The 22,260-nt window shown below is 41.9% G+C and carries 22 protein-coding genes and 1 pseudogene; 9 read left to right on the forward strand and 14 right to left on the reverse strand.

Going from position 1 to position 22,260, the window contains the following annotated elements:
- Nucleotide 1: 1 nt before the first annotated feature.
- The 4 genes from L1611_RS13930 to L1611_RS13945 form a co-directional block, all read right to left on the reverse strand.
- Nucleotides 2-349, reverse strand: a complete 348-nt coding sequence (locus L1611_RS13930) for a YojF family protein (RefSeq protein WP_236314161.1) — start codon at nucleotides 347-349, stop codon at nucleotides 2-4.
- 131 nt (nucleotides 350-480) lie between these two features.
- A complete protein-coding gene (locus tag L1611_RS13935) occupies nucleotides 481-1,041 on the reverse strand; it encodes a GNAT family N-acetyltransferase (protein WP_236314162.1) in 561 nt (186 codons plus the stop codon).
- A 26-nt stretch (nucleotides 1,042-1,067) separates the two neighbouring features.
- Nucleotides 1,068-2,312, reverse strand: a complete 1,245-nt coding sequence (locus tag L1611_RS13940) for an aminopeptidase (RefSeq protein WP_236314163.1) — start codon at nucleotides 2,310-2,312, stop codon at nucleotides 1,068-1,070.
- 23 nt (nucleotides 2,313-2,335) lie between these two features.
- Complete coding sequence (locus tag L1611_RS13945) at nucleotides 2,336-2,575, reverse strand: sterol carrier protein domain-containing protein (protein WP_322972561.1); 240 nt, start codon at nucleotides 2,573-2,575, stop codon at nucleotides 2,336-2,338.
- A 733-nt stretch (nucleotides 2,576-3,308) separates the two neighbouring features.
- On the opposite strand from L1611_RS13945, the gene L1611_RS13950 reads away from it, so the two are divergent.
- Together L1611_RS13950 and L1611_RS13955 are read left to right on the forward strand one after the other, a co-directional pair.
- Nucleotides 3,309-3,995, forward strand: coding sequence for a uracil-DNA glycosylase (locus L1611_RS13950; RefSeq protein ID WP_236314164.1), 687 nt, complete (start codon nucleotides 3,309-3,311; stop codon nucleotides 3,993-3,995).
- A 37-nt stretch (nucleotides 3,996-4,032) separates the two neighbouring features.
- The gene (locus L1611_RS13955; RefSeq protein ID WP_236314166.1) at nucleotides 4,033-4,224 is read left to right on the forward strand and encodes a DUF5370 family protein; all 192 of its coding nucleotides are present in this window, start codon (nucleotides 4,033-4,035) and stop codon (nucleotides 4,222-4,224) included.
- Between the two features lie 167 nt (nucleotides 4,225-4,391).
- Here the strand turns inward: L1611_RS13955 and L1611_RS13960 are convergent, their stop codons facing one another.
- The gene (locus tag L1611_RS13960) at nucleotides 4,392-4,514 is read right to left on the reverse strand and encodes a YuzL family protein (protein WP_236314167.1); all 123 of its coding nucleotides are present in this window, start codon (nucleotides 4,512-4,514) and stop codon (nucleotides 4,392-4,394) included.
- 105 nt (nucleotides 4,515-4,619) lie between these two features.
- On the opposite strand from L1611_RS13960, the gene L1611_RS13965 reads away from it, so the two are divergent.
- On the forward strand, nucleotides 4,620-4,835 hold the full coding sequence (locus L1611_RS13965) for a DUF2188 domain-containing protein (protein WP_236314168.1): 216 nt from the start codon (nucleotides 4,620-4,622) through the stop codon (nucleotides 4,833-4,835).
- Between the two features lie 554 nt (nucleotides 4,836-5,389).
- On the forward strand, nucleotides 5,390-5,746 hold the full coding sequence (locus L1611_RS20960) for a GNAT family N-acetyltransferase (protein ID WP_407681735.1): 357 nt from the start codon (nucleotides 5,390-5,392) through the stop codon (nucleotides 5,744-5,746).
- A 189-nt stretch (nucleotides 5,747-5,935) separates the two neighbouring features.
- Here the strand turns inward: L1611_RS20960 and L1611_RS13970 are convergent, their stop codons facing one another.
- A complete protein-coding gene (locus tag L1611_RS13970) occupies nucleotides 5,936-6,169 on the reverse strand; it encodes a hypothetical protein (protein WP_236314169.1) in 234 nt (77 codons plus the stop codon).
- A 249-nt stretch (nucleotides 6,170-6,418) separates the two neighbouring features.
- On the opposite strand from L1611_RS13970, the gene L1611_RS13975 reads away from it, so the two are divergent.
- Complete coding sequence (locus L1611_RS13975) at nucleotides 6,419-7,867, forward strand: alpha/beta hydrolase family protein (protein WP_236314170.1); 1,449 nt, start codon at nucleotides 6,419-6,421, stop codon at nucleotides 7,865-7,867.
- Here L1611_RS13975 and L1611_RS13980 read toward each other — a convergent pair.
- The 3 genes and pseudogenes from L1611_RS13980 to L1611_RS20965 all read right to left on the reverse strand — a co-directional run.
- A complete protein-coding gene (locus L1611_RS13980) occupies nucleotides 7,861-8,991 on the reverse strand; it encodes a sensor histidine kinase (RefSeq protein WP_236314171.1) in 1,131 nt (376 codons plus the stop codon). The two genes, L1611_RS13975 and L1611_RS13980, sit on opposite strands and share 7 nt — an antisense overlap.
- The gene (locus L1611_RS13985) at nucleotides 8,984-9,661 is read right to left on the reverse strand and encodes a response regulator transcription factor (RefSeq protein WP_236314172.1); all 678 of its coding nucleotides are present in this window, start codon (nucleotides 9,659-9,661) and stop codon (nucleotides 8,984-8,986) included. Before L1611_RS13985 ends, L1611_RS13980 begins: the two co-directional genes overlap by 8 nt.
- Nucleotides 9,662-9,915: 254 nt before the next feature.
- Nucleotides 9,916-10,020 (reverse strand): annotated as a pseudogene (locus tag L1611_RS20965) (ATP-dependent DNA ligase); the annotation flags it as partial.
- Nucleotides 10,021-10,255: 235 nt separating this feature from the next.
- Between L1611_RS20965 and L1611_RS13995 the strand changes: the two are divergent.
- Complete coding sequence (locus tag L1611_RS13995; RefSeq protein WP_236314173.1) at nucleotides 10,256-11,152, forward strand: DMT family transporter; 897 nt, start codon at nucleotides 10,256-10,258, stop codon at nucleotides 11,150-11,152.
- 472 nt (nucleotides 11,153-11,624) lie between these two features.
- Here the strand turns inward: L1611_RS13995 and L1611_RS14000 are convergent, their stop codons facing one another.
- The gene (locus tag L1611_RS14000; RefSeq protein WP_236314175.1) at nucleotides 11,625-12,806 is read right to left on the reverse strand and encodes a mechanosensitive ion channel family protein; all 1,182 of its coding nucleotides are present in this window, start codon (nucleotides 12,804-12,806) and stop codon (nucleotides 11,625-11,627) included.
- 646 nt (nucleotides 12,807-13,452) lie between these two features.
- Between L1611_RS14000 and L1611_RS14005 the strand changes: the two genes are divergently transcribed.
- Both L1611_RS14005 and L1611_RS14010 read left to right on the forward strand, forming a co-directional pair.
- On the forward strand, nucleotides 13,453-14,292 hold the full coding sequence (locus tag L1611_RS14005) for a cytoplasmic protein (RefSeq protein ID WP_236314176.1): 840 nt from the start codon (nucleotides 13,453-13,455) through the stop codon (nucleotides 14,290-14,292).
- A gap of 30 nt (nucleotides 14,293-14,322) precedes the next feature.
- Nucleotides 14,323-16,731 (forward strand): penicillin acylase family protein, encoded by a 2,409-nt coding sequence (locus tag L1611_RS14010; protein ID WP_236314177.1) that lies wholly within the window; start codon nucleotides 14,323-14,325, stop codon nucleotides 16,729-16,731.
- Nucleotides 16,732-17,003: 272 nt separating this feature from the next.
- Here the strand turns inward: L1611_RS14010 and L1611_RS14015 are convergent, their stop codons facing one another.
- The 4 genes from L1611_RS14015 to L1611_RS14030 form a co-directional block, all read right to left on the reverse strand.
- Entirely contained in the window at nucleotides 17,004-17,930 is a 927-nt protein-coding gene (locus tag L1611_RS14015; RefSeq protein WP_236314178.1) for an NAD(P)/FAD-dependent oxidoreductase, read from the reverse strand.
- Nucleotides 17,930-18,478 carry a 5' nucleotidase, NT5C type gene (locus L1611_RS14020; RefSeq protein ID WP_236314179.1) on the reverse strand — a complete coding sequence of 183 codons (549 nt, stop codon included), beginning with the start codon at nucleotides 18,476-18,478 and terminating at the stop codon, nucleotides 17,930-17,932. The genes L1611_RS14015 and L1611_RS14020 overlap by 1 nt, the downstream gene beginning before the upstream one ends.
- A gap of 161 nt (nucleotides 18,479-18,639) precedes the next feature.
- Nucleotides 18,640-19,791, reverse strand: coding sequence for a S1C family serine protease (locus L1611_RS14025; protein ID WP_236314180.1), 1,152 nt, complete (start codon nucleotides 19,789-19,791; stop codon nucleotides 18,640-18,642).
- An 18-nt stretch (nucleotides 19,792-19,809) separates the two neighbouring features.
- Entirely contained in the window at nucleotides 19,810-20,952 is a 1,143-nt protein-coding gene (locus L1611_RS14030; RefSeq protein WP_236314181.1) for a zinc ribbon domain-containing protein, read from the reverse strand.
- Nucleotides 20,953-21,196: 244 nt separating this feature from the next.
- Between L1611_RS14030 and L1611_RS14035 the strand changes: the two genes are divergently transcribed.
- A complete protein-coding gene (locus L1611_RS14035) occupies nucleotides 21,197-22,225 on the forward strand; it encodes an FUSC family protein (RefSeq protein WP_236314182.1) in 1,029 nt (342 codons plus the stop codon).
- Nucleotides 22,226-22,260: the final 35 nt, after the last annotated feature.

The raw sequence follows: 22,260 nt of genomic DNA on the forward strand, positions 1-22,260 counted from the left end.
TCTATTCAAACGGTGTTTCGCTGATCTGAAGTGCTACAGCGAGTTTCCCATCCGTATCATGTCCCGCCATCAGTAAGCGGTTTTTTGCATCAAGCTCCCAATGGGTAAGTCCTTCAGCATAAATCCAACCAAGTTCAATTTTCAAACCGGCGCGATAAGGACCATCACCAGTGATTTTTCCGCGTGTATAGTTGATTTTTCCGTTCCGGATATAAGCCCCAGCTGAAAATACTTTCTCATTAAAGTGGGATGCGTATGCTCCGTTTGTCGTTTCAAGGTGAATGTATACGTCTTTGCCGACAAAACGATCAATAATTGGCTGTACCTTTGAAATATCAATTGGATCCAAAGCAAAACCCTCCTACGATTCACTACCCTTTACTATACATTTACCAATCGGACTACTTTTTTCGATTATAACAACTTAACGTCAAGAAACGAAGAAGAAGCGCCTGCAGGAGGCGTTCCAAATTAAAATATTCATTGAAGTTTGTTCTTATCGGCCCATTCGCAGCTCAATATCCCATACATACACATGTCGAACCTTTTTCCATCACGCTGGAGAAATTCACGCTGGGCACCTTCAAACTTAAACCCCAGGCGTTCGTACAACTTGATGGCGCGCTTGTTGTAACTGAAAACAGTCAATTGGATACGATGCAGATTCAATTCATAAAAGGCGAAATTCAATATGAGCTCCATCGTTTCATATCCAAGTCCCTGGGCCCAAAGCTCTTTCTCACCGATCCCGATCGCAAGCCACGCATTGCGGTGAGGCCAAAGAATGCTGTCCAGATCGACCCAGCCGACGACCCTGTCATCTTCATTCATGCGGATTGCGAATAGGAACGATTTTTGATCGCGAGGTTTCTGTTCCACCCAGTCTTTGAAATCCCGATTCAACAACGGATAACTTGGTGAGGCGTCCATACAACGCATGTATTCATCATCATGGTACCATTCCGATACCTTGTCTAGATCCTCTTCTGTAAAGCGTCCTAAATAGACGCGTTTCCCTTTGCGGATTTTTCTGGTAATCATAGTTTACCCCCCTGAGCATAAAAACATTAATTCTTCTTGATCCAGCAGCCGTTTTGAAAAAGCGGTTCACGTCGGCCGTCCGGATGAATTCCGTCAATGTTCATATCTGGTGAGCCGATCATGAAATCGACATGTGTAATACTCGTATTTAAACCAGCCTCGTTCAATTCCTCACAGGTCATATTCGTCCCACCTTCTACACAGAGAGGATAAGCTGAACCGATTGCCAGGTGGCATGAGGCGTTTTCATCAAACAACGTATTGTAGAATATCGTATTTCTTTTTGCGATCGGTGAGTCCTCCGGTACGAGAGCGACTTCACCGAGAAAAGGGGAGCCGTCATCACTATCGATGAGATGTTTCAATGTTTCAAGGCCTTTTGAAGCATTCACTTCTGTTATCTTTCCGGCTTTGAATGTCAGCTCGATATCTTCAATGGCAGTACCGCCATAAATCAACGGCATCGTACTTTTTACCGTTCCATTGACCCCATTCCGCTTCGGGGCAGTGAACACTTCTTCCGTCGGCAAGTTTGGTGTGAAGAAGAGACCCTCTTGTGTTAAGGCACCTCCGCCAATCCATAAATGCTGATCTGGCAGATCGAGGATCAGATCTGTGCCAGGAGCCTCGATATGGAGCTGTTTGAACCGTTTCCCATTCAGTTCAGCCACCTTTGAGAGTAAAGATCCAATATGGGATTTCCATTCCTCGACAGGTTCATCACAATCCACCCTTGTCACCTTGAAAATCGATTCCCATAACTTGTCCAATGCTTCTTCAGGTGTTACGCGTGGATAGACTTTCTGTGCCCATTTTCCATTCGGGACACAAACGATGCAAAACGCGATTATTCCCGTTTTTCTTGCCAAGGAGATGGGCTGCGATTCCAGAGCGAAAGCTTTCATGTACGTTCCCACACGCTCTGGGTCAAGTCCTGAAAAGGCTTCCGGAAGAGTACTTCGTATCGAGAGGAATGCAGTCTTCTGTTGGATTAACTCTTCTGACCGGTGTTTGCTCCAATCCGGGAATTCAGACAGGCTTTTTTCAGGTGCATACATGATTTTCAGCTTCGATATTTCTTGATCCATCCAATTGACATATACATTGCGAGCCCCTTTTTTATAAGCAATCTCTGTAACTTTCCGCACGAAAGGGGCTGCGTCCAAGTCAGCATTGATGTTGAGCGTTTGATTTTTTTGAAGGTTGAGACCAATGGTCAGTGTGACTTCTGCAAGGTTTGTGAGCTTTCGTTCGTGAGACTTTTCATTCATTGAAATTCCCTCCTAAAAACGGTTCAAGCAGATGGTTTTCTATGTGCATGGAATAGATCAGTGACAGTATGAATATATGCTGTATCAGAAATGGCCGCTCTTCCAAAGGTGTATAGCGTTTTATTCGGTACAACTCCCATCAACACAGATGAAAAATCAGAGATGTCCAGCATCAGCTTTTGCATTCTCGCAACCACAAGGCTTCCATTTCGGACCAGCAGTTGAATCGTACGGCTGTTAGCAGGTACAAATAAATCTCGGATGTTTTGGCTCCATGATCATAACCCATTTGCTTGTAAAAGTCCGGCCGGAAAGGATAGAGTGCAGTGAAATAGGTTCCTTACTCATGATCATGATTATGGAAATATTCCAGGAGCGACTTTGCAACACCTTCTTTTTTATAGAATAAGAAAGTATAACTTTTCAACGATGTAGTTAACCGACATAGCAGAAAAGTTTATGAACAAAGTATAAGTGCAGCAAAGGTTCAGCCTTCGCCAAGGCTTGGCAAAGCCCGAGTTTTTTTATGTAAAAGATCAGCAGCTACCATTCCGATCCCGCCTACAGGAACTTTAAAACATCATTTCGAAGTCATGGAATTGCATACCGCCTACAAGTTCACCAGCTTGGAAGTTGTAGGGTCATTTTCTTGTATGTTTATGAATCTTTCTGCAGTTTTTGTAAATCCTCTTCCGAAACCAGTTTCATTCCAGGGCAGGAACGGCTGACAATTGATATTTTCAATGGGCAATTTTTAATTTCCATGGTTATCCTCCTGATTCTTCAAAAGCGACTGTCTTAATTATAGCGTATATGACAGAGGATTCGGATCAATATGATAAAAACGTAAATTTTTGCCTATTATTCTTCGGGAAATAAAAATGAATATGTCAGATAATAGCGAAACCGGTTTATATTCTGATCGGAATGAAAGATTGTCCTGTGGTATACTATCCTGTAAATCTAGCAATCTTAAAAAAACGGGTGATTAATCGAATGGGAATTTTAAAAAATGATTGGTCTGATGTTCTGGAGGAAGAATTTCAAAAGGACTATTATCTTGAGCTCCGCGAGCAATTGAAGCAGGAATACGGAGAGCAGAAAGTTTACCCGCAAATGAATGATATTTTCAATGCGCTTCATTTTACCTCATATGAGGGAGCAAGGGTTGTTTTGTTAGGGCAGGATCCCTATCATGGTCCAGGTCAAGCTCATGGATTGAGTTTCTCCGTACAGCCAGGTGTCCGAAAACCACCATCATTGCAAAACATCTTCAAAGAGCTGGAAGATGACCTCGGCTGTGAACCACCGAATCATGGCTCCCTTATCCATTGGGCTAAACAAGGTGTCTTAATGCTGAATACAGTCCTTACCGTCCGGCACAAGCAGCCGAACTCACATAAAGGACTTGGCTGGGAGAATTTTACGAACTCTGTTATCCGTACTTTGAATGAACGTGAAAAACCTTTAGTTTTCGTATTATGGGGAAAACACGCCCAGCAAAAGGAAGAATTCATCACAAATGATCATCACCTGATCATCAAGTCACCACATCCTAGTCCATTTTCAGCAAATCGAGGATTTTTCGGTAGTCGTCCGTTTTCGAGGATAAACCATTTTCTTCGCGAAAATGGAATCGAGGAAATCGATTGGAAGATTCCTGACATAAATGAAATGAACTGACTCTGGCCATACTAAAGGCCAAAGAGGAGGTTGAGGAATGGGAGCCATCCAACGCGGAGACTATACGTTTGAGATCGAATATAGTGTTTCTCATCAAAATGGGGCGGTACATGTGTATGAGAATGGGAAGTTCAAACAAGAACTGCCATTTGATTTTATCGGTGACAAACCTGATGAAAATGAAATTGAAAAGATTATCGATCAGTACTATGACAACTTCACACAATGAAACAGGGAAAGGAGGCGACATCAAATCGTCTCCTTTTTATATAGGGAATGTCCCAAAAGTGCCTGACTCTCACACTGTATCCTGACAACATTTTTGGGAAAACAGTGGCTTTGATGAAAAAATTTGCGGCTTCTTGCATGATTTTTTTGGAATAGCCCTTTACCAGGTTATCTCTTTGTTTTCTTTCTTGCCGAATCAACAGATGGGCCTTTTTCATACCCTGTTCCTTGCCCCTCAGGCTGGGACGATGGCAGTCCGATCGTAGTAGGGTCCTTTTTCTTCTTCTTCATGATCATCACCTCCGTATGTATACTTTTTCCGGAAAAAGCAGATTAATGTGTAAATATTTTGTAGGCGGGTATGTATCCTGTACAACGTTGAAGGAGGAATAAGTGATGGAGGAAACGATTTACCACATTGTATCGAATGACAAAAAGCGGTGGGAAATAAAAATCGAAGGGCGCGATAAGCCCGAAAAGACATTTGAAAGGAAAGAAGACGCTTATCAAGAGGCTCAGGACCTTGCTGATCAATCCCGTCCAAGTCAGTTGATCATTCACCGAATGGATGGGAAAGTGGAAGATGTAAGCCAATATTCTACAAATGGATAAAGAACATAGATAAAAGAGGCTGCCATATAAGGGTAAAGGGTTCGGTTTTTGGGGCACATATCTCATAAATGAAATTAGAAATGTCCTGTCAATTGACACAGGGCATTTTGTTATAATGTCAAGGTTTACCAAACATTTATTGACCAAATGACATGATAATTTCATCGGACAACAGGTATTGTACGATAAAAAGATCTTGCCAAAATGAGTACCAATTATGACAACGTTTTTAATGTCATTTTTGCATTTTTCCTTGGTAAAATAAGGATGCATATATGAATTTGGGTAATTCCGTTAAAGGGCCATATTGTTGAGGAACTTTTTAGTCAATTAGAGTATTCGAGTTTGAATATATCATTAAAATTGTGAAGATTTTACTCAAACTAAGGGCAGGTTAGTTTAGTAAGAAAACGTTATAATATCGGTGAAAGAATTTCATATATGTGGATTGAATTAATTGAAAGTAGCTTTTTATGGGGGAGAACGATGTACACATATTCAGAGTTTGAAAATAATATGGTTGATGAATTAGTAGAATTTTTAACATCTGAAACATGGAGTTTCATGGACAGGAGAATCCCACTGAGGAGTCTATAAGAAAAAATTTAGCCAACGGAAATTATAACAAAAACGAGAACCAAACATTTTGGATCATGGATAATCATACAAAAATTGGTTTAATAAGAATTTTTGATTTAGAAGATCCTGTATGTTTATTCGATTTGCGATTGAAAGAAAAGGTTAGAGGCAAAGGAATAGCAAAGCATGTCCTTAATTGGTTAAGTACTTATGTATTCAATAATTACCCTCATATTATTAGAATCGAAGGTCATACCAGATATGATAATTTTGCGATGAGAAAAACGTTTTTTAATAGCGGATTTGTAATAGAAGATAACTTTCCATACTAACTTACAGGAAGCATAGGTGAAGAAAGATTCTGAAATGTAATTGGTGGTAATTGATCATGGATATGGCCAGAAGGATCTTAATACTGTTAAATGATCTTCCGAAAGAGCGCTTTAATTGAGCAACGAAAAAAAAGCCTAATTCCTCAATTTTAATGTTGTTGAGAAATCAGGCTTTTTTCTTAGAGTTTCTTAACGTTGTAAATTCACATTGTCCTTCTGTAGCACCTTCGGATTCACTGCCAGCTCCGTGGCCATCTGCTCCATCCCCCCAGCCGCATGTCCAGTGTGTGTTTGCTCTGGTTCAAAACCGAAATTGGCCTTCTCCGCATCCTCATCCATCACGCTGACCGTTTTATCATAGGCGTACATCCCGATCAGTACCGGGATCAGCAAAATGACGAGATAAGAAACCAGAAATCGCAAAAAAGTCGATCTCCCCGCCTTGAACAGCATACTTCGTATACGAAATTTTCTTTCCATGCCAGGGTACAAATGATTAGGCGGCACACCATTGATGAGATATCACCCTGAATTGCATTTTTATGTAACCGTCTTTACCAGGTGGCTTTCTCCTTCTCACCCAATTCTAATCGAATTCTAAGCTTCACCCAACCGGTCTCTAATCTGCCTGTGCTATGCTTTTAAGCAATCTAGCACGAGAGGATGAATTACATGCCGTATTGGAGCTTGTCGCATTGGAAGTCAAAGTTACTTGTTCTATTAACAATTATGATTCTTGGTTTTGATTTTTCCCCGTCCAAAGCATACGCAATTACAGCCGGTTTTACCGAGGAAGATATTACGTTTGAAAGTGGCGATGGGGAATTCAAGGAGGAACTGAGCGGGAAAGTATTTATCCCGGATAATCCCGGTCCTCATCCCGGGATTATCCTTGTTCACGGGTCCGGCTCTCAAAAAGTACGCCGTTTGGAGGCCGAAGCGTTCGTTAAATCGGGTCTGATTGTGCTTACTTATAATAAAAGAACCAAAGGATACAGTCAGATGAACCGCTCCTTTTCCTTGTTGGCAGAGGATGTTATATCAGGGGTAAACGTACTGAAATCCAGATCAGACACAGATGCCGACCGGATCGGCGTATGGGGGGTCAGTGAAGGAGGTTGGGTAGCGCCATTAGCCGCCACATTAACGGACGATATCAAATTCGTGATCACAGTAGGTGCGCCCGGTATGACGCCTTTGCAACAACAAGAGTGGAATATTGAGAACCGAATGCAACATCATGGAATCAAGTCCGAAGCTATCTACACTTCCGTTCGGAAAGCGTCTAAAGTGCTAATGTATTCCCTGCTCCAGGCGCTCTCGGAATCGAAAGCTATGCTATATGACCCGATTCCTCCTTTGCAGAAACTTAAACAACCGATTCTTGCCATCTGGGGAAGTAATGACCGGCAGGTCCCTCCGGCCGAGAGCGCGCAAATATTCAAGGAAAACCTAGAAATCGGCGGCAATCGACAATATACGATTCAATTTCTCGAGGGTGCGGGGCATTCCGGCTACACGACCACGGACGACGGATTTGTACAAAACAATGAACTGTACCCCGGTTATATCGAATCAGTCAATTCGTGGCTTGAACAAGTATTTGACGGCCATTCGCCAATAGCGCAAATCAAGGGTCAAACTCCGGTACAGTTGAGACACAGCTTACCCGAAATCATGCAACTGCACTGGTATGAACGGTATCAAGTACAACTATGTCTGGCTCTCATCCTCCTTACCGCTTTTATCGGATACTTAGTCGGAGGACTTTCCCGTTTCTTTAAAAGGACAGTAAGCACGCCTCCTCCTTTCAAATGGACGGCTCGTACTACGGCTGTCGGCGGCTTGGTGTCCGTCATCGGGTTCTGGTCTTATGAATTCCATATTATTTCGGGTGGCGGTAGAGACGTCGGACCAGTCATAGCGGGGCAGCCTTTATTCTGGATACTACTTCAACTGCTCGCTTTTGCAACTGTGGGATGTACCATTTTCATAGCTGTTAGCTGGTATAGAAAACACAAGCAATTAATGACTCAGCGCCGGTTATGTTTGATGCTGCTGGGTGGTATCTTCTATATTCCGTGGGCGTTGCAATGGCAACTGTTCTCTCTTTTCTACTGATGTGAAGTACGTCCCTGACCGCAAAGCGGCAAATCGATCGTTATCTTTGTCCCTTGATGCAGTACACTTTCAATTCGGACCCACCCACCATGTTTTTCGATAATTTGTTTTGCGATATAAAGTCCGAGACCGAGGCCCGAGGAGTCTCTTGTCCTGGATTTATCGCATTTGTAAAAACGGTTGAAAATTCGGGGCAGATCCTCCAGGGGGATACCAATTCCGGTATCCTCCACGACGAGGATAGCCCGCTCTCCAACCAAACAGCTCTTTATGGAAATCGATCCGCCGCGAGGGGTGAATTTAATACTATTATCGATGAAGATGCGCAAAACTTGCTTTATAAACCCTCTATCACCAAGAAGGATGATGTTATCATTCTGGTCGCTGGAAATCGAATGACAGGAATTCATGAGTCTGGTTTCTCGGACCACTTCTTCTAAAAGGTCGTCCAAAGAAAAAGCGGAACATTCGATTATTTCCTCGTGACCGTCAATTCTGGCAAGCAATAAAAGCTTCTCTGCAAGGACCTTCATGCCGTCCGTTTCGTTTTTAATTGCATCTATCGACTCTTCAAGCACGGTTTTATCGTCTTTACCCCAGCGTTGCAAGAGAGCAGCATAGCCTTGTATCACCGAAATTGGTGTGCGCAGTTCATGTGATGCGTCAGCGACAAATTGGTTCTGTTTCTCGTAGGCTGTCTCAATACGGTCCAGCATGGCGTTGAACGTTTCGGCAAGTTCCTTGAGCTCATTGTAGGTGTCCTTGGTGTCCAGGCGGGTATGTAGAGCCCCTGCAGAGATAGCATTGACGGTTGCGATTATGCGATGGATAGGATGGAGCATTTTACGGATTGTGAACGATCCGATGATAAACGAGATCACGATTACTGCAATAAACGTAAACATAAGAATGCCAACGAATATGGCGAAAAAACCATTATTGTCATCGAATAATCCGACCGACGCAAACACGGCTGCGGTGACAATCCATACGATAAAGAGCAGCACGGCAAGTATAAGGGCATAGAAGGCGCTGATTTTGTAATAGATTGAGAATTTTATGCGTTCAGTTATGATCGAATAGATCGATTTTTTCAGGACTTTTATTCGTTTCGGCTTATTCATTTTTTAATATATATCCTACCCCTCTAATCGTTTGGATTAATTTAACGCCAAACTTTTCGTCAATCTTGGTTCTTACATATCGGATATAAACTTCGACTATATTCGTATCGCCAAAATAATCGTATCCCCATACGCTTTCAAGTATCTTCTCCCGCGGTTGGACGATGCCGGCATTTTCAGCAAGGTAAACCAGCAAGTCAAATTCTTTTTTCGTCAACTCAATAATTTCTTTGTTATATTGAACCTGATGTTGGTCTAGGTTCACCAGCAAACCGCCGACTGTAATCTGATTCTGGCTTACCCGATTTCTTTTCAAGGCGCTTCGTATTCGAGCCAACAGTTCTTCAATAGCAAACGGCTTCGTTACGTAGTCGTTAGCGCCAAAATCCAGTCCCATCACCTTGTGGGTCACTTCATCTTTGGCTGTTAACATGATAACGGGAATCTGTGAAGACTGGCGTAACCGCCGTAGCACTTCCATACCGCTCAAAGTCGGTAGGTTGATGTCAAGCAAAATGAGGTCAAAGTCCTCCATTAAGGCTTTATCGAGCCCTAACCTGCCATCGCGTTCTTTTTCTACTTCATATCCCTCATGTTGAAGCTCCAGTTGTACGAATCTGGCGATATGCACTTCGTCCTCAATGATCAATATTTTACCGGATGTCGGCATTATGTATCTACCTTCTTTGTTCGTAACGTTGTACGATCAATTTCTTTCCATTCCTGAACCATTGTTGCTGAAATTCTTCCTTCAACTTGTTTGCAAATGCTCTAACACCAAATATCTCCATATTTGTTACCCTTTCGCTACATATTTTGATTAACTAACAAAGTATTGTATTTTTCTGCCGTTTTCAAACCAAAATTAACGGTGAATACTACAATTATAGCCAACTGTATGTTTAAAGTCCGCTAGTTGGCTTATTACGTTATAAAATTAACAAACTCCGGGGATCGGAGCATTCCGTTCTTTGTCCAGTTCCGAAACCGTACACGTGCTTTTATCCGTGGCTGCACGTACACATAATTCAAACGATCTCTACACCAATTATAGCGGTAGTAGCAGTATGGAATCGCCCATTCATTAAATTAGTTAGCATTGCAGCATTTCAAGGTTCCAAAAGCAGAAAAGCCAATTCGAACAACTTAGCTTTTACCATTTTTAATTTATCTCCATTCGCATTCCATATTTCGATCATAGCTGAAGTATTCAGAAGGTATAATAGGCACAGATTGGTAATTATAATATGTAGGGAGATATAATATGAATACTTTCAAATTTACACTATTAATACTCTTAACAACATTTTTAATGGGTTCTTCTTTTTCTGTAGGTAAAATAGGTTTGTCTTATTCATCCCCGTTGTTATTAGCAGCATTACGCTTCACACTTGCCGGATTCATAATGGCAGTAATCGTTATCGCTTTAAAAAGACAGCACCCAGCATCTAAAGGAAATTGGGTAAAGATGCTTATTATTGGTACTTTCCAAACAGCCGGTGTTATGGGTTGTATTTTCTTGAGTTTAAGAACCATTACAGCTAGTGAATCCTCAATTCTTACATTCACTAACCCGTTACTTGTTGTTGTATTCGGTACCATCTTTTTACAAACACGCTATAAATTTTATCAATGGATTGGTGTTCTTTTAGGATTAGTAGGTGTTAGCATTACAATGGGGGCGCAAATTGAATTTAAGATTGGAATTATATTTGGAATACTTTCTGCTGTTTTTTGGGCAATTTCAACATTATTAGTTAAAAAGTGGGGATCCTTTTTCGATACTTGGGTTCTATCCTCTTATCAAATGCTTTTTGGTGGATTACTACTTTTACTTGGCAGCTTTATTCTTGAAAAACCAGTTTTCATTTTGAACGGTAATTTATTGTTTATTTTATTATGGTTAAGTATTATGTCTTCTATTGTTCAATTTGCCGTCTGGTATTATCTTTTACAAAAGGGTGATCCAGGAAAAACGAGTGCCTTTTTATTTTTGGCACCTTTCTTCGGTGTATTATCTGGCTGGTTACTATTAGGGGAGACGTTATACCCTTCAATCATAGTTGGTGGCTTGTTCATTATTATTGGTATCTATCTTGTAAATAGAAATTTTCAACAGAAAAAGAGCCTAGTTAAAAGAACTTTACAAATAAATGAATAGGACTGGGACTCTAGATTCAATAATCAAGTTCTCAAAATGTCTTCATTCGTTTTGCACCTGAAACTGTAGTAGTCAGGATCAATAATATAATGCCAAAAAGTAATATTCAACTATCAGGGGGGCTGCCAGAAAGTTAGTGAAAACTGATCTTTCTGGCAGCCCCTTTTCACTATTAATTATTGCCATTTACAATATCAAAACGTGTGTCATAACGGAAATCTTTATATATAAGGGTCAGCCTCTTTTAATTGAAAGGCAAGAAAGAATAAAAATTTTGTTTTCGATGAAGGAATGTCTAGCTCCAACGCCCAACCACTTGGTTCACTCCAGTTCTCCTGGGGCGGCGGTACATTGATTTAGGTCGAAGCGTTTGCCCATGTAGAACCGAACTTTGTTTGGTTCTAGCCTCCTCGTCGGGCTTCCAGTGACCTTCGAGGTTGGTCAGGACGTATCCTGCAATGCTGATCGTCATTCATTCCCCATCTTCGTTTCCGTAGCCTCGAGTCTTTTCATCCCTGTTATCGATGTTTTTTCCAGGGTTTGTACGGTTGTTATGATCCTGTACAGGATGCATCGAATGGTCTGGATTTTCCATATAAATGCTTCTGCTAGGAAAGGCGATAGAGACACCCTCTCGATCAAGGATTTCCATGATTCGCAGGTTGATGTCTTGCTTTACATCCAGGTAATTGATCCAGGCAGTCGTTTTCGTAAAGAAATAGATCATGATATCGAGACTACTGGTGTTGTAATTATCAAAATTGACGATAATCAATTCTGGGTGTACTTCTTTATGTTCTTTAAGCATCGTTCTGATCTGTTCAACCACATTTTCAAGCTTTTCTTTTGGAGTTGTATATTCCACACCAAGATTGAAGCTGATTCTTCGTTTTCTCATACGAGTCCAGTTGGTGATCGGCTCATTTGCGATGTTCGCATTCGGTACCGTTACATGGGCATCCGAAAAAGTCCTGACCTGCGTACTCCGGAAACCGATATCTTCTACGATACCCTCAACAGAAGGGGTTTGTATCCAGTCACCGATTGAAAAAGGACGCTCCATGATAATGACGACACCGCCAAAAAGATTACTTAATGCCTCTTTTGCTGCAAATGCAAAGGCCAATCCGCCGATTCCTAAACCAGCCACGAAACCATTGACATTGTATCCCCATTCTTGGGCTAACACACTGACTGCAATCGCCCCGATGACGACCTTCAGCACTCTGGAGAGGAATGGTATCAGTATTTGGTCCATTTGCAAATCCAATCGTCGATGTATACTTCTGAAAAGAATTGAAGAAGACGTAGATAGGTTAATCAATCCCCAGGTCACCAGAATGATTACAGATGAACGGAATAATCGTAAAGGCAAGTGGATATCCTCAATACGGAACTCTAAGGACCGATAGGCAAGATAAAGACCCAGAAAGATGAAGAAGGCATTCAAAGGTTTTTCAAAAGCCAGTAATATTTTATGAAGAACTTGAGTTGACGATTTATCAGTCAATCTTGAAATTAAATTGAATATATATTTAGTGAACACTTTTCTGAAAATGACAAAACCGATGAAGATGGCTATTGCAATCCCGACATCAATCCAAAGCGATATATCGGTAGCATAGTCCACCATTGTATTATACCAATCCAACATGGCTTCAATTGCACTCCTTATATGTAGGCTATAAAGTAAATCTATCAAAAATAGGTGTAAAGGTAAAATATTGAATAGGATGTACATATTGTTCTTTCTATTTTGTCCGGAAATGGGGGTGCCAGCCTATTATCCGAATTTTTGAGTGATGTCCTTTTTTATTCCGTTGATTTTAATAGAAAATGCTTATTGTGAAAATTGCGAGCTAGGCAAGCCCCCACATCGATTTGCAATTTAAGGATCTTCGACTAAATACCACCACGTCCTGTGGTGAACGTCGAATCCAGCACATCCTGTTCAAGTGGGGAGACTTAGGAATTAGGCTGATTCAGAGAAGTGACGTCTAGTTCAGCGACCAGTCACTTGGGCCACTTCAAACTTCCTGCGGCGGATAGCACATTGAGTTACATCCCATGTGTGAGCCCACGCAGAACCAAGTCTTTGTTTCGTTCGAGCCTCCTCGTCAGTTTTCCAATGACCTACGTGACTAGGCGGGGAGTTTCCACTTTTCTTTCGCCCGCAGAAAGGGAGTGAATTTCGCGAGAATCAGCAATTATGTAAAAAGGATCATCCTAAAAATAGAGCCCTTATACTCCAAGTAATTTGATATAATTGGAATTGATTACCATGATTGGGGAGGACCTATATGAATTTACTTGAACAAGCTAAAAAGATGTCAATGATATATAAGTCAAATCCGAAACTCGACGTGATTTTTGTTGGCGGCTCTGTCTCAAGGGGCTGGGATGACCGTTTCTCTGACATTGAACTTTTCTTGATATGGGATGAGCCTCCTGACGATGAGGACCGCATGGACCCGATTAAAGCTGTAAATGGTACAATCCTTGATTTTCACCCTTATGAAGAGGGGGAATGGTCTGAGACCTACCTGGCGGATGGTACGAAATTCGAAATCAGCAGTTTTCTCACTTCTACAATCGAGGCGTACATCCAATCGATGACGAAAGGAGACATTTCCCTTGATAAGCAATGTCTGATCGGGGCGTTTGCTGATGGGTTACCTCTTAAGGGAGAAAGACAGTTCGGAAACCATGCTGAATCTCTTTTTCCTTATCCGAAAATTCTTAAAGATAATCTCATTTTGCATTTTTTTAATTTCGATGGGAGATGGCAAAACCGTGAAGCACTCATCCATAGGAGAGATTCTCTTTTTCTTCATTCACTGCTTGTCGAAGTCTCTCAGAAGCTGATCATAACCTTGAGCGCAGTAAATGACATGTATATCCACCACCCGGGACTGAAATGGTTGAGAGAGACATGTGAAAGGATGGGAGCTAGACCTGATCACCTTACTGAAAGGATTCATCGTTTGCTTACATATACTGACCCAGCCAGAAGTGTAGAGGAATTGGAAGGGTTGATTGCAGAAACGGGCCAACTCTTACAGGACAGGCTTCCCCATTTAGATCTGACAGATCAGCTTGAAAGAGCAAAAGCTGTACGGCCTGGGGTGAAAGGCGACTAATTTTGTTACACGGAGTTTAGGGGGAGAAAGATGGAGAAGGGTTTAGAAAGAGAGTATGAAATAAACCGAGGGAGAAAATTGAAAAGGGTGATCATCGGGTTATCCGTGATCCTGATCCCATTACTCATCGCCTCTTCTGTTGCTATCTATATTCTCCAGAGGAGCCTGCCGGATATTCAAGGTGAAAAGGTCATTTCCGGGATAAATGCACCTGTACTTGTTTATCGAGACAAAGCTGGGGTTCCACATTTAGAAGCTGCTAATCTGGAGGACCTGTATTTTGCACAAGGTTATGTAACTGCCCAGGACCGCTTATTTCAAATGGATTTAAGCAGACGGGTCGCATCAGGACGGTTAAGTGAGGTAGTTGGTGAAGCGACGGTTGGTCGCGATCGCTTTTTCCGGACGCTCGGGTTGAGAAGAGCAGCTGAGGCTTCGTTAGATGCATACTCTTCAGAAGCGAGAAATGTACTGGATTGGTATGCTGCCGGGGTGAATGCTTTTATTACTGAAGCGACAAAGAATAATACACTTCCCCCTGAATTCATTTTGCTAGGTTACAAACCGGAAAAATGGGACGCGATCGATTCGTTAGCTATTGCCAAATATATGGCTTTTGACCTGGGCGGCCATTGGAATGGGCAAGCATTCCGACAATATTTATTGCAGAAATTCCCTGAGGAAAAAGCATTGGAGCTATTTCCTGACTATCCGGAAAATGGAAGGGAAGTCTTATCAGCAATCAAACAGCATCCGGTCGACATTGAGAAAAGTTTAACGGAGGCTGTAGTGCCGCCCCCTTTTAATGGGAGTAATAACTGGGTGGTTTCGGGCAAAAAAACGGAATCCGGCTTACCGCTTCTTGCCAACGACCCTCATTTGGGACTTGGTATACCATCCATTTGGTATGAGACCCACTTGAAGGCCAGGGACATGAACGTGAGTGGTGTCATATTTGCTGGGATTCCGGGTATCATCGTCGGTCATAATGAAAAAATCGCATGGGGTGTTACGAATGTCGGTCCGGATGTCCAGGACCTATATATTGAAAGGCGAAATCCAACGGATCCATCCTCATTTTTATATAAAGGAGAATGGGAGAAAGCAGAAGTCATCATTGAAACGATCAAAGTGAAAGATGAGGCAGATATCAACCATGAAGTTGTGGTCACAAGGCATGGACCGATTATTTCCGAATTTGCGCATTACGAACAAGAAGGCACAGCATTAGCATTGAAATGGACTGCACTGGAACCGTCCACCGAACTGGAAGCCGTAATCAGGATGAACCGTGCGGAAAATTGGCTTGAATTTAAAGAAGCACTGTCATATTTCCATACACCTGCCCAAAATTTTGTCTTTGCCTCGGTTGATGGGGATATTGCATACAGGGCAAATGGTCTAATACCGATCAGAAAAAAAGGGGACAGCATGGTACCGGTACCGGGTTGGACAGGTGAATATGAATGGGAAGGATACATACCATGGGACGAGTTGCCCACTGTTGTCAACCCGGATAAAGGCTTTATTGCGACCGCAAATAATAGGATCATCAATGACGATTATCCTTATCATATTACGCATACATGGGCACAGCCTTATCGTCATAAACGAATCGATCAGAGTCTCTCTAAAGCCCAGGAATTTTCAGCAGATGATATGAAAGATCTTCAGATGGATCAGTACAACCTTCAAGCGGAAGAGATGATTCCCTTGCTAATTAAGAGGTTAGCTAGAACAAAATTCAATGAAATAGAAAATGATGCCTTCACCTTACTTGCGAAATGGAACTACGAAGATCATAAAGATCAAGGTGCACCTCTCTTATTCCATTTATGGATGGCAGAGATCAGCAATGTTTTATTTAAAGACCAAATCAATTCCAAAATGATGAATCTTTTTGAGGGAAAAGCGCAGGTCGTTGACGAGCTGATCCGTAAAACCAGCCGTGGTGAGCAGAGTATATGGATTAATGAAGCGGGTGGATTGAATGAAGTGGCTACTGAAGCTTTCCGCCGTGCTGTAAAAAAATCATCCGCCTTGCAAGGTAATGATGTCAATGATTGGCGCTGGGGAAAATATCATTCTCTGTTGCTGGAACACCCGCTTGGTTCTGTCAAGCCGCTCAATCTCCTGTTCAACCCTAAGCAAGCGGAAGTAGGAGGGAGCCGCGTGACTGTGATGGCAGCCGGCTGGAGTCACAAAACCGGAAAAGTGAACCACGGTGCAGCTTGGCGGACTGTTGTCGATATGGCAGAACCGACTGAATCATATAACGTCGTAGGACCTGGACAATCAGGACACGTCTTAAGCGATTGGTACGATGACCAAATTGATAATTGGGTGGAAGGCGGATACCATAAGACGAGCTTAAAGAAAGAAGCTTACCAGGGCAGAGACGGATTGATTCTGGTTCCCGGTAATAAAATAAAAGAGTGACTCTATAGAACCTGAAGTCACTCCCTTATTTTTGAACTTGTACCAACACTAAAATTCTTTTTTTAAGGATAAGAAAGGATGAAGAAATGGCTAGCTCCAACGCCCAGCCACTTGGTTCACTTCAGTTCTCCTGCGGCGGTCGACACACTGATTCAGTTCGAAGTGTTTGCCCACGCAGAACCGAACTTTGTTTGGTTCGAGCCTCCTCGTCGGACTTCCAGTGACCTTTGTGGCTGATCAGGGCGTTTGCGCTTTTCTTATTGATTCATCCTTCAACACAATTTCAGAGAAAGATGCTTTGAAGCAATCATCCCTTGAGCTGTTGCATTGGAAATGCTCGAAAATAAAGGGTGAGTACAAACATCACCGATTGCATAGATATAGGGATCACTCGTTCGTTGGCATGAATCTACTTGTACATATTTCCCTTCATCCAGGGTGACGAATTCTTTTACATAGCGGATGTTTGGCTGCACACCGATCCGGATGAACACACCCTCTACAGACAAATGGGTGGTTCCGTTGGTCAAACGATTTCGTAAATCGACTCCTATGATGCCATTTTCATCATGTTTGATATTTCGGACGACAGTGTCATACAGTATGGTTATTTTTGAATGGTCAATGACAGGCTTCCTGAATTCCTCGCGTGCCCGGAACTCTTTGGAGCGATGGATCAAATAGACGTTTGCGCCACATTCAGCTAGTAGTAGAGCACCTTCGAATGCCCGATCACCTCCACCGACTACCACGACCTTTTTTCCTTCGAAACGATGCCGGTCTTTTGTGGCAGAATAAATTTCCCCCCGATCGATCATCTCTTGTTCCCCAGGTATGTCAAGCCGTCTTACCGATGTTCCTGTTGCCAAAATCAAATAGTTATAATCGATTTTCTTTTCATGTTCATTCTGAACAAGAACAGCGGTCTTATTAGCATGATCCAGGTGTTCGATCCTCATTTGTAAATGGAATTGAACGTTCAATTCTCCAATATGAGCAGCTAAGTGTTCTTTTAGTGCCCTTCCATTTTCGTAGATGTTTCCAGGGTAGTCTATGATACGGTTATGGACGTCTTTCAATTGACCGCCTAATTCCGCTTGTTCCTCAACTAGGAGATAGTCCAGGCCTAGACGCTGACACCAGATTGCCGCAGATAACCCTGCAGGCCCCCCGCCGATAATGAGAATATCCGTTGTCATCACGATTGTTCACCCATTTCATAGTTTTTAACCCATTGCTCAAATTCCAGCCAATCTTGTACTCGATCAACATCTACATTCCGATTGTATCGATAATCCATTGCCACTGCCTTTCGACCTGACTCTTCGAAAGCGATAAGGTTATGTGGTGCATCGTCAAATAGTACATCTCCACAGACCATGTCCTTTCGATGGGTAAAAATCAGGTTTTTCGCCCCTATGAATGGGAGATTCTTCTCGATCCATTTCTCCTTTTCGGTATATGCATAGGTTCTGCTGCTTGTCACAATCAAAATATCATGTTTCTCTGAAAGCCGTTCCAGGACGTCTATCGCATGTGGCAATGGCTTCAGTCGGATGAATAACCCTGGTTCATCCAAATAATCATAGATCTTGGTGCCGCATTCCTGTTTGACATAATTTTCGCTTTGCCAACATTCAAGATCCTCTGCACTAAGGTTATCGCCGTAATCCTTGTTATATCGGCGGTGCCATTCGCTCATCAAATCACAGATCACCGAATCCATATCGATCAATAACGTACTCATTTTCCTTCTCCTTTAAATCCCCTTGGTTATGGTTAAGAGTATAGCAATACTTAAGGAAAAGTAAAAATGGCGCAGTAGGGGAAAAAGGCAATTACCAGGCCACAAAAGAAAAATGATGCACATCAACTATGGTTGTCTGCATCATTCCTTTATGAGCTCTCCTATTCTATTTCTTCTGCTTTTCCACTTAATAGCTTGGGCTGGTTATTTTCAAATCCAACTTCGTAAGAGCATTTATACAGTACAGTCTCTGTATTTTTATTTTTATTACGTTCGAGTGCTTCAATAATGACCGTTACAATGATTTTATCTTCTTCCTCAGCAGGTTCGCTGCTGATTTTATTGATGGTAATGTCTATAGTATGGAGATAGCCTTCCCGGAACTTTTTATAAGGAGTACTCGTCTGCCATTTACTCCCGAGCAAGGAATAGGCTGTTACATAATCTCCAATAGTTAAATTCCCGAAAAAATAGCCGACCAGATATTCACTCTCCCTAGCATCCAATGTCAAATCAGATGTGTGGCCAAGGTTATCTCCCGGTTCCATTGGATGTTCATCAGGGTTTTTAGACCAGGAAACAATTTTTTTATAAACATCAGAAAGAGGGATGCTGAATCCGATCGAGCCCTCTTCAGTCCCGGCGGAGTTGATCGCAAGTACCTGTCCAGTCTGTTTATCGATCAAAGGACCGCCGCTGTTCCCTTTAGCGATTGGCGCGGAAATTTGATAAACGCCTGAATAGGTATAGTCATCAATAGTGAATTCTCGATTCAAACCACTTATGATCCCGGTTGTCACCGTGTTCTGTAACCCAAGGGGACTTCCTAATGCCACCACTTCATCCCCGATTTCAGCCTCATGGGCTTCAGCGATTTTAAGGGGCTGTTCCCCAGCTAGTTCAGGGACGCGGATAACAGCGATATCTGTGGATTCACCAATACCGATCAGCTGCCCCTCATATTGCTGGGCATTTGCCGTACGGACCAAGATGCTCTTGCCTCCTTTTACAACATGTGCGTTTGTGACCACATCCCCATTTTCATTATAGATGAAGCCAGAACCGAGACTTTCACCACCATCCTGGGCGACTTCTAACTGGACGACACTTTTTTCACTTTCATGGATGATGGTTTTCAGATCTTTCTCTTTCGGGCTCTCTATCGTTTCTGTTTCTGCATTTACTTCTCCGATCGAAGAAGTAGCGGATACTTTCAGACTGCTAAAATGATTATGTAAGGAATAACCTCCAAAAATGCCTGCAATTACGATCAGGGAGGTTATGATGATGGAGAGAATAGCACGGCGTTTCACTCTAATCCTCCCTTTCCATTATTGTAGGTACCAATTTGCTTCGTTATATTCCACATTAAACTCTTTATCTATTAAATAATGGGTATATTCAAAAGTTCCTATTTCATCAGGATAGAGAACATCTGGGGAGATATACACCTCATTTTCATCATATACCCGCTTATTTCCATCTATTAAGGAATATGAAATACTTACAGATGTTATAGGAACAGTAGCTTTACTTTTTACAGACCCTTTGACGATCAAGTCACCCAAATCATTGAACTTGGCCTTAATGGAAATAACCTCGAGGGCATCATTCAAATTATGCTCTTTTTCCTTTGAAGCTGCAATAAGAGCTTGTTCATACCGTTTCTCTTGAGCTTTTTCGAAAGCGGCTTGTTCATTCTGGATAGTAGATTTCAAGTTGATCAGCTTTTCATTTTTTGGTTTGTGGTATAGTCCTTTTTTTACAGAGGTGAGTGCTGCGGTGAACTGGTGGTCGGTCAGTAAGTCGTTCGCTTGTGCAAAAGCTATTTCCGCGATCCGATCCCGGATTTCCTCTGCTATTTCCTTTGCTTCTTTTAAATCAATTTTTTCTGCTTTTACCAGGATCGGTTCAAGCTCTTCAAGCTTGGATTTACCTTTCATTTCGTGACTGATCTCTGTTACTTTGACATTCATCCGGGTATTCCTGATGTCCGTTCCAATCGAATCGGCTACTTTCCCCGAGTATGTTGACAGGATGCCTTCTGCTTTTTCGAGTTGTTCATAAGACTTGTTGAATTCTTGATCATTTTGATGTTTAGCGGCAATATGTAAGCGTTCCTTTATTTCAATCGCTGAATTGACAAGTTTCACGTTTTCTTTAGCAGCAGGAAATTTTGAACGTAGGACAAGGGCTTCCTTGAAAAATTTGCGAGCTTCTTTATATTCGCCTTCTAGAGCTGCAGTTTCCCCCTTTTTGAAAGCTTCCATCGCTGAATTAGTCTTTTTATGTTCTGTAAATAAGTAACCTGATAGGCAGATTGCCGCAAGAAGGAAAGCGATCATCGGCATCAGCCAATGCCATCGTTTCATGTTACTTTTAGTAGACTCTACGGTTGACAGGCGTTTTGCTCCACAAGTTTCACAATATTGATCATTCATTTGCAGTTTGTTGCCACAATTTGAACAAAACATCCATCTTCCCTCACTTTTAGTAGACTACTATCTATATTTTGTCATATATTAGCAGTCTTTGGAACGCCTAATCCGAAAATTTTTAAAGGATTTTCATGATTTAAAAACACCGACAGGCTAAATCATGATCGATTTTTATATACGAAAAAGGTTATGAACAATAAGGGGGATGGATGTGCAGTAGAAATACGGAATTTCACTTGATACAATAAGAAGAAATCTAATTTTTTCAGGATGATGGACAGTGAAAAAAATCGCTTTAAATAAATGGATTGGCGGGCGGGTGATCAAGACAGGCCTTGCTGCATTTGTCACGGCATTGATTTGCAATATTTTCAATCTGCCAGCTCTTTTTGCTGTCATTACAGCAATCGTGACCATTGAGCCGACTGCTTCCGATTCGATTAAAAAAGGAATAATCCGTTTTCCGGCAGCTATGATAGGTGCTGGCTTTGCCATGCTGTTCGAATCTTTTCTCGGCCAATCCTCACTTGCTTATGCGCTGGCAGCAACATTTACACTTGCAGTCTGCCATAAGCTGAGGCTTGATGCAGGAATGTTGGTTGCGACTTTAACTGCTGTAGCTATGATTGCAGAAACCGAGGATCAGTTTTTGAACTCTTTCTTCGTGAGATTAAGCACGACTCTTATCGGGTTGGTCGTCTCTACTGTCATCAACTTCATGATCCTTCCACCTCATTTTAATGACATGATCATCAAGAAAGTTGACCAGTTATATTCAGGATCCGGGGAGCTTTTGAAAAAGTTTGTCGAAGGAAAAAATCCAAAAGGGTTGCGAATTGAATATCAACGTTTGAGTAAAGATTTAGAACGCACATTTGCGCTTGCCCAGTATCAACGTGAGGAATGGAAATATAGGAGACACAACTTGAAGGACATCCAGCAATTTGGGGTTGTTGTTAAAAAATTGGAATATTTCCAAAAGATTCTTTATCATTTCGGGAATTTGTTATATCTTAATATAGAGAAGACGAATCTACCTCCAGAACAGTCAAGAACGATTATCAACTCCGCTACTTCAATTGCCGCTGTCTTACAAGATCCCCGTCATAAAGTGGATGAACAGCATGAAAAGCTGATTGAACAGCTTGAATCATTATTCATCTCTGAGAGGGACCGTCGTGATGGTACCGAAACTTCCAGGGCTAGACGATATATTTCCAAGCGAATTACGGTTATTTATGAATTATTAGCATTAGAAGATGTATTGGAGGATTTGGAAAGAATAAACCACAAAAACCAAAGGGATTAATTCGGTTAATTTTCATCGGACTATATTTGAACGTT

It is taken from the genome of Pseudalkalibacillus salsuginis (genome assembly GCF_021646685.1).
In the GTDB taxonomy this organism is placed as follows: Bacteria; Bacillota; Bacilli; order Bacillales; family Fictibacillaceae; genus Pseudalkalibacillus; species Pseudalkalibacillus salsuginis.